This is a genomic window from Mycobacterium sp. NAZ190054 (assembly GCF_001545925.1).
In the GTDB taxonomy this organism is placed as follows: Bacteria; Actinomycetota; Actinomycetes; order Mycobacteriales; family Mycobacteriaceae; genus Mycobacterium.
On the sequence record NZ_LMVQ01000323.1, the window covers coordinates 1 to 15,574 of the forward strand.

Below are 15,574 nucleotides of genomic sequence, written 5' to 3' on the forward strand. Positions count from 1 at the left end.
CGCGGTCTTCAGCGGGGAGTACCAGAGGCCGTCATAGACGAGCTCGCCCCACTTCTGGTCGGTGGTGCGCTTGAACCGGCCCAGTTCGCGCTCCAGCGTGACGTGCTCGAGCTCGGTGTGGGCGGTGATCAGCACCATCGCGCCGGGCGCCTCGTAGATCTCACGGCTCTTGATGCCGACCAGCCGGTCCTCGACGACGTCGAGGCGGCCGACACCCTGAGCGCCGGCCCGCTCGTTGAGCTGCTCGATGGCCTGCAGCACGGTGACCGGATTGCCGTCGATGGAGACCGGCACGCCTTTGTCGAAGCCGACGATCACCTCGTCGGGGGTGCTCCAGTTGACGGTCGGATCCTCGGTGTAGTCGTAGACGTCCTTGGTCGGGGCGTTCCAGAGGTGCTCGAGGAAGCCGGTTTCAACGGCCCGGCCCCACACGTTCTGGTCGATCGAGAACGGGGAGCGTTTGGTCACGTTGATCGGGATCGCGTTCTCCTCGGCGAACGCGATGGCCTTCTCACGGGTCCAGGCGTAGTCGCGTACGGGTGCGAGCACCTCCAGATCGGGTGCCAGCGACGCGAACCCGACCTCGAAGCGCACCTGGTCGTTGCCCTTGCCGGTGCACCCGTGGGCGACGATGCCGCCGCCGTGCTCGCGGGCCGCGTCGACGAGGTGCTTGACGATCAGCGGCCGGCTCAGCGCCGAGACCAGCGGGTAGCGGTCCATGTAGAGCGCGTTGGACTGGATGGCGGGCAGGCAGTACTGCTCGGCGAACTCGTCGCGGGCGTCGACGACGACGGCCTCGACAGCGCCGCAGTCCAGCGCACGCTGCCGCACCACCTCCATGTCCTCGCCGCCCTGCCCGAGGTCGATGGCGACCGCAACAACCTCACGGCCGGTCTCCTTGCCGATCCAGCTGATCGCCACCGAGGTGTCCAGACCGCCGGAATACGCGAGGATGACGCGCTCGGACATAACGAAACTCCTTCTTGTTGAACTGCTTCAGGCTTTCGAGAGGTTCTCGATGGTGGCGGCCAGCTCGGCGCCGGTCATCGGTTCGCGCGCGATGACGAGGATGGTGTCGTCACCGGCGACGGTGCCGACCACATACGGCAGCGCCGCCCGGTCCAGCGCGCTGGCCAGGTAGTGGGCCGCGCCCGGCGGGGTGCGCAGCACAGCGAGGTTGGCGCTGGAGTCGGTGGACACCAGCAGATCCCCGAGCAGCCGCGTGACGCGTTCGGTGCCGCCGGCGACACCGCGCACCGGGCTGCCGTCCTCGGGGACGATGTAGACGCCGACCCCGCCGTCGGCGCCGCGCAGCTTGACGGCGCCGAGCTCTTCCAGATCGCGGGACAGCGTCGCCTGGGTGACGTCGATGCCCTCGTCGGCCAGCAGCGCGGCCAGCTCGCTCTGGCTGCGCACCGACTGCGCCGACAGCAGCGCCACGATGCGGGCCTGCCTGCCGGCGCGGGTGGTCGAGGCGGTCACGCCCGCTCCAGCAGCCACACCAGCAGGGCCTTCTGCGCGTGCAGCCGGTTCTCGGCCTCGTCCCACACCGCGCTCTGCGGACCGTCGATCACGTCGTCGGTGATCTCGTGACCGCGGTGCGCCGGAAGGCAGTGCAAGACAACGGCTTCCGAATCGGCGTGGCCGAGCAGGTCGGCGTTGACCTGGAACGGGCGGAACGGCCGCACCCGGTCGAGCCCGTCGTTCTCCTGCCCCATCGAGGTCCACGTGTCGGTGACGAGGACGTCCGCCCCGCCGGCCGCCTGCACCGGGTCGTCGGTGAGCGTGACGGTGGCCCCCGTCTGATGGGCGCGGGTCTCGGCGGCGGCGACGAACATCGGGTGCGGCTCGAAGCCGTGCGGGGCGGCGATGGTGACGTCGATGCCCGCGGTGACCCCGCCGAGCATCAGCGAGTGCGCCATGTTGTTGGCACCGTCACCGAAGTAGGCCAGCCGCAACCCCTTCAGCTCACCCTTGCGTTCGATCAGCGTCTGCAGGTCGGCGAGGACCTGGCAGGGATGGAACTCGTCGGACAGCGCATTGACAATCGGGACGGAGGAACCGGACGCCATCGCGGTCAGGCGCTCCTGGGCGAAGGTGCGCCAGACGATCGCGTCGACGTAGCGGGACAACACCTGGCCGGTGTCTTCGAGAGTCTCCTCGCGTCCCAGCTGGGTGCTGCGGCCGTCCACCACCACGGCGTGCCCGCCGAGTTCGGCGATGCCCATCTCGAACGAGAACCGGGTGCGCGTCGAGTTCTTCTCGAAGATCACCGCGACGCCGCGCGGCCCTTCCAGCGGGCGCCGGCTGAACCGGTCCTTCTTGAGGTCGGCGGCCAGCGCCAGCACCTCGGCCTGCTCCTCGGGCGAGAAGTCGTCGTCGCGGAGGAAATGCCGTGTCATCGAGAGTTCTCCTGGGCGGCCTGATCGAGGATGGACGGAAGCGCCGCCAGGAAGGACTCGGCTTGCGCCTCGGTGAGCACCAGCGGTGGGGCGAGCCTGACGACGTCGGCCGCGGCGGCGTTGACGAGGAAGCCGGCGTCGCGCGCGGCGGCTTCGACGGGTTTGGCGGCCTCGGCGGTGAGCACGATCCCGCGCAGCAACCCGCGGCCGCGGACGTGGTCGACCAGCGGATGCCCGAGCGTCTCCACGCCGTGGGCGATCGTCTTGCCGAGCACGTCGGCGCGTTCCACCAGGCCTTCGTCGGCCAGCACCTTCAGCACCGCCAGCGCCGCGGCGGTGCACACCGGGTTCCCGCCGAAAGTGCTGCCGTGCAGACCGGGGGTGAGCAGGTCGGCGGTGGCGCCGACGGCCAGGCACGCCCCGATCGGCAGCCCGCCGGCGAGGCCCTTGGCGAGCGTGACGATGTCGGGGGTGATGCCGTCGTGCTGGTGGGCGTAGAACGCGCCGGTGCGCCCGACGCCCGTCTGCACCTCGTCGAGCACCAGCAGCGCGCCGTGCGCGGCGGTGATCTCGCGCGCGGCCACCAGGTAGCCGGCCGGCGGGACGACGACGCCGCCCTCCCCCATGATCGGTTCCAGGAACACCGCGGCGGTGTCGTCGTCGACCGCGGCGCGCAGCGCTTCGACGTCGCCGTAGGGCACGTGGGTGACGTGGCCCGGCAGCGGCTCGAACGGGGCCCGCTTGGACGGCTGACCGGTGAGCGCCAGCGACCCCATCGTGCGGCCGTGGAAGGCACCGTCGGCGGCGACGACGTTGGTCCGGCCGGTGAGCCGGGAGATCTTGAAGGCCACCTCGTTGGCTTCGGTGCCGGAGTTGCAGAAGAACGCCTTGGCGGGGGCGCCGAGCAGCCCGACGAGCGATTCGGCCAGGGCCACACCGGGTTCGGTGGCGTACAGGTTCGAGGTGTGTCCGAGTGTGTTCAGCTGCCGGGTGACCGCCTCGATCACCGCGGGATGACGGTGGCCCAGCACGTTGACCGCGATGCCGCCGAGCAGGTCGACGTAGGACTTGCCGTCGGTGTCGGTGACGACGGCTCCGTCGCCGCTCACGAGCGCCAGCGGCGGCGTGCCGTAGTTGTTCATCATCACCGCCGACCAGCGGTCCAACAGCTTGTCGGTCATGCCCGCACCACCTTCGTGCCCGCGCCTTCGTCGGTGAACAGCTCGACGAGCACGCAGTGCTCGACGCGGCCGTCGATCACGTGCGCGCTCGGCACACCGCCGTCGATCGCACGCAGACACGCCTCGATCTTGGGCACCATGCCCTCCTCCAGCGTGGGCAGCAGGTCGGCCAGCGCGTCCGAATCGATCTGGCTGACCAGGGATTCGCGGTCAGGCCAGCGTGTGTAGAGACCCTCGACGTCGGTCAGCATCAGCAGTTTCTCGGCGCCGAGGGCCTCGGCCAGCGCGGCGGCGGCGGTGTCGGCGTTGATGTTGTAGACCAGGCCGGCGTCGTCCGGGGCGATCGTCGACACCACCGGGATGCGGCCGGCATCGATGAGGTCGAGCACGGCGTCGGTGTTGACCCGCTCGACGTCACCGACCAGTCCGATGTCGGTGGCCACCCCGTCGACCATCACGGTGCGCCGCACCGCGGTGAACAGGTGGGCGTCCTCACCGGTGATGCCGACGGCGTAGGGGCCGTAGGCGTTGATGAGGTTGACCAGCTCGCGGCCCACCTGACCGAACAGCACCATGCGGGCGACGTCGAGCACCTCGGGGGTGGTGACGCGGAATCCGCCCTTGAAATCGCCTGCGATACCGAGCTTTTTGAGCATGGCCGAGATCTGGGGCCCGCCGCCGTGCACGACGACGGGGTGGATACCGCAGTTGCGCAGGAACACCATGTCGGCGGCGAACGCGGCCTTGAGCCTGTCGTCGGTCATCGCGTTGCCGCCGTACTTGACCACGACGATCTTGTCGTTCAGCGCGGTCAGCCACGGCAGTGCGTCGGCGAGCACCCGCGCCTTGACGGAGGTCTCGACGGCCGGCGTACTCATGAGCTGTACGCCGAGTTCTCTTCGACGTAGGCGTGGGACAGGTCGGTGGTGCGGATCGACGCCGAGCCCGATCCGACACCGAGGTCGACCACGACCGAGATCTCCTCGCCGCTCAGATCCACCTCACGCGCTCCCGGCACCCCGACGCTGTCCACGCACACCGGAGATCCGTTGAAGGACACGGCGATCCGATCGGCGTCGAGCTTCACCGGGGCCATTCCGACGGCGGCCAGCACCCGCCCCCAGTTCGGGTCGGAGCCGAACAGCGCGGTCTTGACCAGGCTGTCGCGGGCGATCACCCGTGCGGCGGCGACCGCGTCGTCCTCGCTCGCGGCACCGGTGACGGTGACCAGAACCCGTTTGGTGACGCCTTCGGCGTCGGCCTGCAACTGCGCGCACAGGTCGTCGCACACGCGCAGCACCGCATCGTCAAGTTCCTGCTGGCTGGGTGTCACCTCGCTGGCCCCCGACGACAGCAGGAGCACGGTGTCGTTGGTCGAGCAGCTGCCGTCGACGTCGAGGCGGTCGAACGTGCGGGACACCGCGTTCTTCAGCGCGGCCTGCAGCGCCGCCGGGGTGGCGGCCGCATCGGTGGTGATCACGCACAGCATGGTCGCCAGTGACGGGGCGAGCATGCCGGCCCCCTTGGCCATCCCGCCGACGGTCCACTTGTCGTCATGGTGCAGCGCAACCTGCTTGGGCACGGTGTCGGTGGTCATGATCGCCCGCGCGGCCTCGTCGCCGCCGGTCAGGCCGCCGGCCATCTCCTGCACGATCTCGCGCACGCCGGCCAGCATCTTGTCCATCGGCAACCGGTCGCCGATCAGTCCGGTCGAGCACACGGCGACCTCGATCGCACCGGTCTCGGTGCCCCAGTCCGACAGCGCCGCCGCGACCGCCTCGGCGGTGGCGTGGGTGTCCTGGAATCCCCCCGGCCCGGTGCACGCATTGGCGCCGCCGGAGTTCAGGATCACCGCGCGCAGCTTCCCGGTGGTGAGCACCTGCTGCGACCACAACACCGGCGCCGCCTTGATCTTGTTGCGGGTGAACACACCGGCGGCCGCGTGGTCGGGACCCTCGTTGAACACCAGGGCCAGGTCCAGCTTGCCGGAGGCCTTGATCCCCGCGGCGATGCCGGTGGCCCGGAAGCCCGCGGGCGCGGTGACACCCTGATTGCGCAGCAGCCGTGTCACGGGGCCACCCCGACCGTCGAGAGCCCCTCGGTCTCGGGCCAGCCCAGCGCCAGGTTCATCGACTGCACAGCCGCTCCTCCGGTTCCCTTCACGAGATTGTCGATGGCGGCGACCGCGATGAACGTCGAGGCGTCCTCGTCGACTGCGATCGCGAGCTGCGCGGCGTTGCTGCCGATCACCGCGCCGGTCTTGGGCAGCTGCCCGTCGGGCAGGAGATAGACGAAAGGCTCGTCGGTGTAAGCCTTCTCGTAGGCGGCGCGCAGCTGCGACACCGACGCGTCGGTCCGCGCCGTGCAGGTCGCCAGGATGCCGCGGGAGGTGGGGATCAGCACCGGGGTGAAGGACACCGTGACGTCCCCGCCGGCCACCGTGCGCAGGCCCTGGGCGATCTCGGGCGTGTGCCGGTGTCTGCCGCCGATGTTGTAGGCGCGGGCCGACCCGATGACCTCGGCGCCGAGCAGGTCGACCTTGGCCGACCGCCCGGCTCCGGAGGTACCGCTGACGGCGACGACGGTCACGGCGGGCTCGACGAGTCCCTCGGCGAGCGCGGGCCACAGCGCCAGTAGCGCCGCGGTGGGATAGCAGCCGGGCACGGCGACCCGTCTGGTGTCGCGCAGCCGGTCACGGCCGCCGGGAAGCTCGGGGAGTCCGTAGGGCCAGCTGCCGGCGTGCTCCGAACCGTAGAACCGCTGCCAGGCGCCGGGGTCGGTCAGCCGGAAGTCGGCGCCGCAGTCGACGATCAGGACGTCGGGGCCCAACTGCTCGGCCAGGGCGGCCGAATGCCCGTGCGGCAGTCCGAGGAAGACCACGTCGTGGCCGGCCAACACGTCGACCTCGGTCGGCTGCAGCGTGCGGTCGGCGAGCGGCAGCAGATGGGGGTGGTGTTCGGCCAGGGCCGATCCGGCACTGGACGCGGCGGTCAGCGCGCCGATGGTCAGCCTGCCGTCGGCGTAGGCGGGGTGACCGAGGAGCAGACGCAGGATCTCTCCCCCGGCGTAACCGCTGGCACCGGCGACCGCGACGGAAGTCATGCCGGAGATCTTGCATGGTTATGCACGAAACTGCAAATTCATTATTGCCGCGTGGTGTCGGGCCTCGCCGACGTAGGTTTGACCTTACGCCGTCCGGTACCGGCTCGATCCCAGCAGGAGGGTCGATGGGATCACCATGCTGCCGCGCCTGCGGCACGCTGCTGCGGGACGGGGCGAGATTCTGCGATCACTGCGGGGTAAAGACCGCCACGCCCGAGGTCGCCGAATACAAGCAGGTCACCGTGTTGTTCGCCGACGTCGTCCGCTCGATGGACATCGCCAGGACGGTCGGGCCGGAACGCCTCAGCGAGATCATGGCCGAATTGATGCGGCGCTCCTCCGGGGTGATCCGCGGATACGGCGGCGTGGTCAACCAGTTCACCGGCGACGGGCTGATGGCGGTGTTCGGCGCACCGCATGCGCTCGAGGATCACGCGGTGCTCGCATGTCGTGCCGCGTTACGCGTGGTGGAGGAGGTCCGTCATCAGGCTGTCGAGGTGCTGGGACGGGACGGAATCGATCTGCAACTGCGGGTCGGCCTGAACTCCGGACAGGTGATCGCCGGTGAGATCAGGTCCGGTGTGCTGGGCTACACCACATTCGGCGAAGAGGTCGGGATGGCCCAGCGGATGGAGTCGGTTGCGCCCGCCGGCGGTGTGATGCTCAGCGCGGCCACCGCCCGGCTGGTCGAGAACTGCGCCATTCTCGGCGGCCCTGAGCACGTCCCGATCAAGGGGCGGAATGCCCCCATTCCCGTGCGTCGCCTGTTGGCCGTTCCTACCGACCGTTCCAGGCGCCAAGCGGGTCAGGAGCCGCCCCTGACGGGACGTGCCGACGAACTGGCCGTGATGATCGCGCTGCTGGACCGTGCACTGGCCACCCACGGGCTCGTCGGCCGCGTCGTAGGCCCCGCAGGTATCGGCAAGACACGCCTTGTCACCGAGATCGTCGACGTGGCCGCGAGCCGGGCGCTGCCGGTGTACATCACCTACTGCGAGTCCCATACCCGCAACCTGTCCTTCAGCGCCGCGGCCCGGCTGTTGCGCGCCGTTCTGGCGGTCACCGACGCGCCGGCCGACCGTGCCCGGTCGCGGGTGCGCTCTGCGTTGCCGGACGCGGACGCCGACGATCTGCTGCTCCTCGATGATCTGCTCGGGGTCCGTGACCAGGCGACGGCGCCGCCCGATGTCTCCCCCGAGGCACGCCGGCGGCGGCTGACCGAGGTCGTCAAAGGCATCTTGCTGCAGCGTCGTTCAGGTCTCTATGTGATCGAGGACGCGCACTGGATCGACGAGGCGAGCGAGTCGCTGCTCGTCGACGTTGCCGACGTGCTACCGAAGACGCGGTCGCTGGTGCTTGTCACCCACCGGCCCGAATACCGAGGGGCCCTCAGCAGGATCGCCTCCGGCGAGGCTGTCGCGCTGGGACCGCTGTCCGATATGCACGTCGACGCGCTGACGTCCGAGCTACTGGGCGCCGACGCGTCGGTTCAGCGCATCGCGCACCAGATCGTCGAGAAGGCCTCCGGCAACCCGCTTTTCGTCACGGAGATCGTTCGAGATCTGGCACAGCGTGGTGTCCTCCAGGGGCGACGCGGGCACTACCGGAGCATCGGCGAACAACGGGACATCGCCGTCCCGGCCACTCTGCAGGCGACGATAGCCGCCCGCATCGACCGGCTCCCCACGCCGGTCAAGTCGGTGTTGTACGCCGCAGCGGTGATCGGCACCCGCTTCGGCCCGGATCTTCTGCGGGCGGTTGTCGATGACGACGAACTGGTGACCGGCGCGATCGTGGTCCTGCAGGAAGCCGAACTCGTCGATCGGGTCTCGTCGCTGTCCTGGGTCGAGTTCACCTTCCGGCACCCGTTGATCCACGCGGTGGCATACGAGTCGCAGCTCAAGGCGGTGCGCAACGACATGCACCGGCGGGTGGCCGCCGCGATCGAACGTGCGAACTCCACCGATCCGGAGCAGCACGCAGCGCTGATCGCCGAACACCTGCACGCCGCAGGCGATCTGCGGGTCGCCTTCGAATGGCATATGCGTGCCGGCCGCTGGCTGAGCCATCGCGACCGGGCCGCCGCCTGGGAGAACTGGCGGTGTGCACGCAGAGCTGCCGAGGCACTTCCCGACGGCGATACCGAGCGAACAGCGCTCCTGAGCTCGGCACTCACCCAGCTGTGCAGCGAATCCTGGCGCACCGGCGGCAATCTCGACGACGCCGGGCTCGGCGAGCTCCGGACACTGTGCGAGACGTCCGGTGACCGCCGATCGCTGGCGATCAGTCTGGCCGGCATCATCATGGCGCTCACCGGGCAGCACCGTCACAGCGAGGCGATCGGGCTGATCCCCGAGTTGACTGCGCGAATCCGCGCACTGCGCGATCCGGTTCTCGGCTGCGCTCTGTGGTTGGCGGTCGCGTACGCCCGGTCCGAGGTCGGGCAGCTGCGGGAAGCGCTGAGACTGGCCCAGACGGTGATCGACCTGTCGGACGGGGACCTGACGAGAGGCAACCTGTTGTTCAGTTCGCCGCTGGTGAGCGCGATGCGGATGCGCGGCCTGTACCGGCTCTGTCTCGGAGTCGACGGATGGCGCTCCGACGGTGATGCAGCGATTGCGATGGCACACGACCTGGATCCGACGAGCCGGGTCAGTTCGGTGCTCTACAAGTACATCCTGTCGATCCCGGTCGGAGCGCGCCGCGTCGACGAGGTGGCCCTGCAGGAGACCGCCGCTGCACTCCGGCTGGCCGAACATGCCGGTGACGAGCTCACGTTGACGACGGCCCGCGTCGCCCGAGGGCTCGTCCTCGTCTATGGGAACGACCCGGGCGAGGAGGCGGTCGATCTGTTGACGAAGGCCCGCGAGGCAACCAACCGACGCCGATTCACGATGAACGCGATGGCGCTCGCCGAACCCGCACTCGCGCGCTGTATGGCTCAGCGCGCTGACCTCTCCGGCGCGATCGACTCGGCACGCGGCGCGATCAGCGACATGCTCACCGCCGGCGAGGTGCTGTCCCTGGGAGTTGCCACGTCGGTGCTGGTGGAGTCCCTCGTCAAGCGTGCCGGCGACGGCGACCTCGCCGAAGCGACGGCCGCCGTCGACCGGCTCGCCGCAGTCGCTGTCGATCCGGGATTCGTGCTGTACGACGTGTCGCTACTGCGGCTGCGCGCACTCCTGGCCGAGGCGGTGGGAGACGACGCCGTCAGTCACGAGTACATGAAACGTGCCCGGGCCGCGGCGGCCGCGTCGAACTACGAAGTGCCGCAGACGACGACCGAGATCTTCGCGTCGTTGCGCTGAGCGGACCCGGCGTCAGCGGCGTTGCTCGGCCCCGACACGCTGCCCGGCGAGCGCCACCGCGGCGTCCCGTGCGGCGCTGGCCTCTTCTTCGGTCAGCGTGCGGTCGGGCGCGCGGAAGCGCAGCGCCAACGCCAGCGACTTGCGTCCGTCACCGATCTGCGGGCCGGTGTACACGTCGAAGATCCGGACGTCCTCGAGCAGCTCACCGGCCCCGGCCCGGACAGCGTCGACGACGCTCTGCGCCGCGATGTCTTCGTCCACGATCAGGGCGATGTCCTGGAACACCGCCGGGAACGGTGACACCGCGGGCACCGGCAGCCGGTCGACCAGCGGCACCGCGTCGAGATCGAGCTCGACCGCGCAGGTGCCCTTGGGCAGTCCGGAACGCTCGACGACCGCCGGGTGGAGCTGCCCGGCATGCCCGACGACGACGTCACCGACGAGGATCTCGGCGCACCGACCCGGGTGCCAGGGCAGGTGTTGGGCGGCCCGGAAGGTGAACTCGATGTCCGCGGCGCGACCGATGACCCGGACGGCCTCGAACGCATCCGCGGCCTCGACCGGCCTGCCCCGGCCCCAGGGCCCTGCCGGTTCGCGCAGGCCTGCCAGCACCGCCCCGACGTGCTGGGGCTGCCGTGGCAGCGAGGCGTCCAGCGCGGCGATCTCGTCGTCGGTGGGCCGCCGGTCGTTGGGGATGCGCTCGACCGCTCTGGTGTCGGCCGTCGGCTCCACCACCTGGGCGATCGCGAACAGCGCGACGTCGACCGCACCCCGGGACACGTTGCGGCTCAGTGCTTCCAACAGCCCGGGCAGCAACGTGGTGGCCAGGTGAGGCCGGTCGGACTCGAGCGGGTTGAGCACCTGTGTGGTGTTCCGGCGCGGATCATCGGCCTCGAGGCCCCACTGGTCGAAGATCCCGGCGGGCAGGAACGGGGTCGGCAGGATCTCGACGAACCCGTTGAGCGCGAGCGACTTCCCGACCGCACGCCGACGTTTCTGGTCGGCGGTCAGGCCGCGGCCGGCCGGTGCGGCGGGCAGCACGGAGGGGATCACGTCGAGCCCCTCCAGGCGCATCACCTCCTCGACCAGGTCGGCGGGCTGACGCAGGTCGGGTCGCCAGCTCGGCGGGGTGGCCGTCAGCGTGTCACCGTCGACGACGACGGAGGCACCGATCTGCGTCAACCGCTTCCGGGCGGCGCCCTTCGGGTAGTCGACACCGGCGGTGCGGTCGGGCAGGTCGGCGGGCATGCTGACCGCGGGATGCGACCAGTCCTGGCGGGGAGGGTCGCCCCGCCAATCGGTCAGCGTGGGTTCGATTGTGCCGCCGGCGATCTCGGCGAGCAGTGTGGAACAGCGGTCCAGTGCGGCGACCGACACGGCGGGGTCGACGGTGCGCTCGTAGCGCCGGCCCGCCTCACTGTGCAACCGGAGCCGCCGCTGGGTCCGCGACACGGCGGCGGGGTCCCAGACGGCCGCCTCCAGCAGGACGTCGGTGGTGGCGTCGCGCACCTCGGTGGTGCCGGCGCCCATCACACCGCCGATCGCGGCGGTCGCGGCGTCGTCGACGATGAGCACGTCGACCGAGTCCAGAGTGCGCTCGACGTCGTCGAGGGTGACCACCGTCTCCCCCGGTTCGGCGAACCGGACCCGGAACCCGCCGGTGATGAGGCTGCGGTCATGGGCGTGCATCGGATGACCCAGCTCGAGCATGACGTAGTTGGTGACGTCGACCGCGGGCGAGATCGCCCGGATTCCGCTGAGCAGCAATCGGCGCTGAAGCCACCACGGGGACACCGCGTTCGGGTCGATCCCGGTGACCGGACGCAGCCCGAAGCGCTGCACACCGGTACCCGGCTCGATGGTCACCGGCAGCGCCTCACCTTCGGCAGGCAGCGGGGCGACGTCGGCGGGATCGGCGAAATCGAGGTCGTAGGCGTTGGCGATCTCGCGGGCCATCCCACGCACCGACAGGCAGTAGCCCCGGTCCGGCGTGATCGCCAGATGGAACACCACGTCGTCGAGGCCGAGCACGGCGGCGGCCGGCGTGCCCGGTTCGGCGGTCCCCGGCGGCAGCACCAGGATGCCGGAGTGGTCTGTCCCCAGGTTCAGTTCGGACACCGAGCAGATCATGCCGTCGGAGGTCCGGCCGTAGGTCTTGCGGGTCGCGATGGTGAAGTCACCCGGCAGCACGGTGCCCGGAAGGGCGACCACGACCAGATCTCCGACCGCGAAGTTCGTTGCACCGCAGACGATGTCGCGAGTATCCGGTTCGCCGACATCGACCTTGACCGCCCGGATCGGCTTCTTGAACTCGGTGAGTTCCTCGATCTCGGCGACGCGGCCGATCGTCAGCGGTCCGGTGACCGGACCGACGGGGATGATCTCCTCGACCTCGTGGCCGATGCGGATGAGTGCCTGCTCGAGCTCTTCGGCGGGCACGTCCCAGCCCGGCGAACCGGCCTGCACGATCTCGCGGAGCCAGCTGTAGGGAAGGCGCATCAGGCTCCCACCCCGAACGGCAGCGAGAACCGGACGTCACCCTCGACCATGTCGCGCATGTCCGGGATGCCGTTGCGGAACTGCAGCGTGCGTTCCAGACCCATGCCGAACGCGAATCCCGAGTACACCTCGGGGTCGATACCGCAGGCGCGCAGCACATTCGGGTTCACCATGCCGCAGCCGCCCCACTCGACCCAGCCCGGTCCGCCCTTCTTGTTCGGGAACCAGATGTCGACCTCCGCGGACGGCTCGGTGAACGGGAAGAAGTGCGGCCGGAACCGGGTACGTCCCTGCGGGCCGAACTGCGCCCGGGCGAACGCGTCGAGCGTGCCGCGCAGATTGGCCATCGTCAGGCCCTTGTCCACGGCCAGGCCCTCCACCTGGTGGAAGACCGGGGTGTGGGTGGCGTCGAGTTCGTCGGTGCGGAAGGTGCGCCCGATCGAGACGATGTACACCGGCAGCTCACGCTCCAGCAGCGCGCGGATCTGCACCGGCGAGGTGTGTGTGCGCAACACCTGCCGGGACCCGTCCGGGGCGATGTGGAAGGTGTCCTGCTCGCTGCGCGCCGGGTGGTCGGGCGGGAAGTTCAGCGCGTCGAAGTTGAACTGTTCGGTCTCGACCTCGGGCCCCTCCGCGAGTTCCCAGCCCATCGCGACGAAGGTGTCGGCGACGTTCTCGGCCAGGATCGTGATCGGGTGCCGGGCCCCCACGGGCCGGCGGCTCGACGGCAACGTGACGTCGATGCGCTCGGCGACCAGCACCGCGGCGTCACGCTCGGCGCGGAGGACGGCCAGCCGGTCGTCGTAGGCGGCCTGCGCCTCGGTGCGCGCGACGTTGACCCGCTTACCGGCGTCGGCGCGGTCGGCCTTGGGCAGTGAGCCCAGGGCCTGTCGCGCGAGCGCGATCGGCGAACGATCCCCGAGGTGCTCGGTCTTGGCCTTGGCGAGCTCGTCAAGGGTCGCGGCCTGGTCGAAGGCGCGCCGGGCTGCGCTGACCGCGTCGGCCAGCGCTTGGTCTGATAGGTCTACTGGCTGATCAGCCACCCGGCGATCATAGGCGATGCGTTTCCGGGCGCTGCGCCTGCGATCACCCTCCGGCGGCTGCGCCGTCGCTGTCGTCCGTCGACGACGGCCGGAGAGTCCGGAGCCGGTACATGGTGAAGTCGGCGGGCACACCGTCCTGCCGGGTCGCGAAGACAGGTCGGCGGAGTTTCCTCGCCGAGACGCCGAGGGTCTGGAACTCGTCCTCCGGGATGCGCTCCAAGGTGGCCTCGGACACCACGAGTTCGCCCCGGGTGGCGCGCTCCATCACCCGGGCGGCCAGGTTCACGTCGACACCCAGCCAGTCCGAGCCGATCCGCTGCGGCCGGCCGGTATGGATCCCCACCCGCATCCGGGGTGTATACCCGTCCAGGTCAAGGGCTTTCACGGCCCGGCGGGCGGCGACGGCGGCCCGCACCGCGGTGGCGGGGTCGGTGAACACCGCCATCAGGCCGTCACCCATGCGCTTGACGATGTGCCCGCCGGCTTCCAGCAGCGGCGGTTCGACGGCTTGGGACACCCGCCGCAGCAGCCGCAGCGTGGCGTCGTCGCCGGCCTCGAGTGACCACGCCGAGAACCCGACCAGGTCGGTGAACACCAACGTCATCTCGGCGTTGGCGGGACGACCCGAGACGCGTTCGGTGAGCGCCTGCCAGACCTGCAGCGCGCCGAGGCTCACCTCCCGGGTCACCGCGTCGCGTTCCAGGATCCGGTCGGCCGCGCGGGCGGCAGCGCTCGGACCGCCGACACCGCTGACCGACAGCGGGTCGCCGAAGTCGGGATCTCCGGGCAGCGCACGCCGGGTGCGGCGGAGAAACGAGATCAGGCCGTCGTGACGGTTGACGTCCTTCAACCAGCCCATCGGTCCGGCAGACCGGCCACCTGCTGGTTCACCCGGCGGGTCGTCGTCCACGCCGCCAGCCTAATCGAGTCGCCGGGCACGACCTCCGTTCCGTAGACAACGATTGTTGTCAGCGCTTATCGTGGGGAGATGCGATCAACGGCGATGGCAGACCCTTCGGCGTCCGAAGGCAATCCGCTCGGCCCCGGCTCCTTGACGTGGAAGTACTTCGGCGACGTGCGGACCGGCATGCTCGGCGTGTGGATCGGCGCGATCCAGAACATGTACCCCCAACTCGGTGCCGGCGTCGAGGACCATTCGATCCTGCTGCGGGAACCGCTTCAACGGGTGGCGCGCTCGGTGTACCCGATCATGGGCGTGGTCTACGACGGTGACCGTGCCGCACAGACCGGCGCGCAGATCCGCGGCTTCCACAAGACGATCAAAGGTGTCGACGCCGAGGGCAGGCGCTACCACGCGCTCAATCCCGAGACGTTCTACTGGGCGCACGCGACGTTCTTCATGCTGATCATCAAAACCGCCGAGTACTTCTGCGGCGGCTTGACCGAGGCCGAGAAGGAACAGCTGTTCGACGAACACGTGCAGTGGTACCGGATGTACGGCATGAGCATGCAGCCGGTACCGGAGTCCTGGCAGGCGTTCTGCGAGTACTGGGACCGTAAGTGCCGCGAGGAATTGGAGATCAACCAGGCGACCCTCGACATCTTCTCGATGCGGATCCCCAAGCCGTGGTTCGTGATGATGCCGACCCCGCTGTGGGACCAGATCTTCAAACCGATGATCGGCGCCCAACGCTGGATCGCCGCAGGGGTTTTCGACCCCGTCGTGCGGGAGCGGGCGGGCATGCGGTGGACCCCGGGCGACGAGATCGTGCTGAGGCTGTTCGGCAAGCTGGTCGAGCTCGCGTTCCTGGCCGTGCCCGACGAGATCCGGCTGCATCCGCGCGCGGTCGCCGCGTACCGTCGCGCCGAGGGCAGGATTCCCGCCGACGCACCGCTGGTGGAGGCGCCGGCGTTCATGGCGCCGCCGCGCGACCGCCGCCACATGCCGATGCACTACCTGCCGCCTCAGAAATCCCTGCTGGATCGGGTCGGGTCGCTGGTCCATACCACGTTCTCCCTGGCGGGAGTACGCCGACCGGCCACCATCCGGCGCCGGGCGGATAAGGCAGCCTGAACGC

At 69.9% G+C, this 15,574-nt stretch carries 12 protein-coding genes; 2 read left to right on the forward strand and 10 right to left on the reverse strand.

The features are described 5' to 3' along the window. The 7 genes from ASJ79_RS20235 to argC form a co-directional block, all read right to left on the reverse strand. Positions 1-969: argininosuccinate synthase (locus ASJ79_RS20235; RefSeq protein ID WP_067959055.1), on the reverse strand; the 969-nt coding region annotated here is incomplete at its 3' end. A 27-nt stretch (positions 970-996) separates the two neighbouring features. Beyond that, complete coding sequence (locus ASJ79_RS20240; RefSeq protein WP_067959058.1) at positions 997-1,482, reverse strand: arginine repressor; 486 nt, start codon at positions 1,480-1,482, stop codon at positions 997-999. Next, positions 1,479-2,402 (reverse strand): ornithine carbamoyltransferase, encoded by a 924-nt coding sequence (argF, locus tag ASJ79_RS20245; RefSeq protein ID WP_067959061.1) that lies wholly within the window; start codon positions 2,400-2,402, stop codon positions 1,479-1,481. The genes ASJ79_RS20240 and argF overlap by 4 nt, the downstream gene beginning before the upstream one ends. After that, positions 2,399-3,583 carry an acetylornithine transaminase gene (locus ASJ79_RS20250; RefSeq protein ID WP_067959064.1) on the reverse strand — a complete coding sequence of 395 codons (1,185 nt, stop codon included), beginning with the start codon at positions 3,581-3,583 and terminating at the stop codon, positions 2,399-2,401. The genes argF and ASJ79_RS20250 overlap by 4 nt, the downstream gene beginning before the upstream one ends. Further along, positions 3,580-4,461 (reverse strand): acetylglutamate kinase, encoded by an 882-nt coding sequence (gene argB, locus ASJ79_RS20255; protein ID WP_067959067.1) that lies wholly within the window; start codon positions 4,459-4,461, stop codon positions 3,580-3,582. The genes ASJ79_RS20250 and argB overlap by 4 nt, the downstream gene beginning before the upstream one ends. Next, positions 4,458-5,654, reverse strand: a complete 1,197-nt coding sequence (argJ, locus tag ASJ79_RS20260) for a bifunctional glutamate N-acetyltransferase/amino-acid acetyltransferase ArgJ (RefSeq protein WP_067959071.1) — start codon at positions 5,652-5,654, stop codon at positions 4,458-4,460. Before argJ ends, argB begins: the two co-directional genes overlap by 4 nt. Continuing rightward, positions 5,651-6,685, reverse strand: coding sequence for an N-acetyl-gamma-glutamyl-phosphate reductase (argC, locus tag ASJ79_RS20265; RefSeq protein WP_067959074.1), 1,035 nt, complete (start codon positions 6,683-6,685; stop codon positions 5,651-5,653). Before argC ends, argJ begins: the two co-directional genes overlap by 4 nt. Positions 6,686-6,810: 125 nt before the next feature. On the opposite strand from argC, the gene ASJ79_RS20270 reads away from it, so the two are divergent. Then, positions 6,811-9,993, forward strand: coding sequence for an adenylate/guanylate cyclase domain-containing protein (locus ASJ79_RS20270; RefSeq protein WP_082753949.1), 3,183 nt, complete (start codon positions 6,811-6,813; stop codon positions 9,991-9,993). A gap of 12 nt (positions 9,994-10,005) precedes the next feature. Here ASJ79_RS20270 and pheT read toward each other — a convergent pair whose 3' ends face one another. From pheT to ASJ79_RS20285, 3 genes are read right to left on the reverse strand one after another with little or no spacing between them, the layout of a single operon-like run. Continuing rightward, on the reverse strand, positions 10,006-12,492 hold the full coding sequence (gene pheT, locus ASJ79_RS20275) for a phenylalanine--tRNA ligase subunit beta (protein ID WP_067959079.1): 2,487 nt from the start codon (positions 12,490-12,492) through the stop codon (positions 10,006-10,008). Continuing rightward, the gene (pheS, locus tag ASJ79_RS20280) at positions 12,492-13,535 is read right to left on the reverse strand and encodes a phenylalanine--tRNA ligase subunit alpha (protein ID WP_067959082.1); all 1,044 of its coding nucleotides are present in this window, start codon (positions 13,533-13,535) and stop codon (positions 12,492-12,494) included. The genes pheT and pheS overlap by 1 nt, the downstream gene beginning before the upstream one ends. Before the next feature lie 43 nt (positions 13,536-13,578). Then, positions 13,579-14,394, reverse strand: a complete 816-nt coding sequence (locus ASJ79_RS20285; protein ID WP_067959085.1) for an adenylate/guanylate cyclase domain-containing protein — start codon at positions 14,392-14,394, stop codon at positions 13,579-13,581. Positions 14,395-14,538: 144 nt separating this feature from the next. Between ASJ79_RS20285 and ASJ79_RS20290 the strand changes: the two genes are divergently transcribed. After that, positions 14,539-15,570: an oxygenase MpaB family protein gene (locus tag ASJ79_RS20290; protein ID WP_197420300.1), complete on the forward strand. Its 1,032-nt coding sequence runs from the start codon at positions 14,539-14,541 to the stop codon at positions 15,568-15,570. Positions 15,571-15,574 lie beyond the last annotated feature (4 nt).

Excerpts from the sequence above, each read along its gene's own strand:
- argF (WP_067959061.1), bottom strand. The coding sequence starts at position 2,402 with ATGACACGGCATTTCCTCCGCGACGACGACTTCTCGCCCGAGGAGCAG.
- ASJ79_RS20250 (WP_067959064.1), bottom strand. The coding sequence starts at position 3,583 with ATGACCGACAAGCTGTTGGACCGCTGGTCGGCGGTGATGATGAACAAC.
- argB (WP_067959067.1), bottom strand. The coding sequence starts at position 4,461 with ATGAGTACGCCGGCCGTCGAGACCTCCGTCAAGGCGCGGGTGCTCGCC.
- argC (WP_067959074.1), bottom strand. The coding sequence starts at position 6,685 with ATGACTTCCGTCGCGGTCGCCGGTGCCAGCGGTTACGCCGGGGGAGAG.
- ASJ79_RS20270 (WP_082753949.1), top strand. The coding sequence starts at position 6,811 with ATGGGATCACCATGCTGCCGCGCCTGCGGCACGCTGCTGCGGGACGGG.
- pheT (WP_067959079.1), bottom strand. The coding sequence starts at position 12,492 with ATGCGCCTTCCCTACAGCTGGCTCCGCGAGATCGTGCAGGCCGGTTCG.
- ASJ79_RS20285 (WP_067959085.1), bottom strand. The coding sequence starts at position 14,394 with ATGGGCTGGTTGAAGGACGTCAACCGTCACGACGGCCTGATCTCGTTT.
- ASJ79_RS20290 (WP_197420300.1), top strand. The coding sequence starts at position 14,539 with ATGGCAGACCCTTCGGCGTCCGAAGGCAATCCGCTCGGCCCCGGCTCC.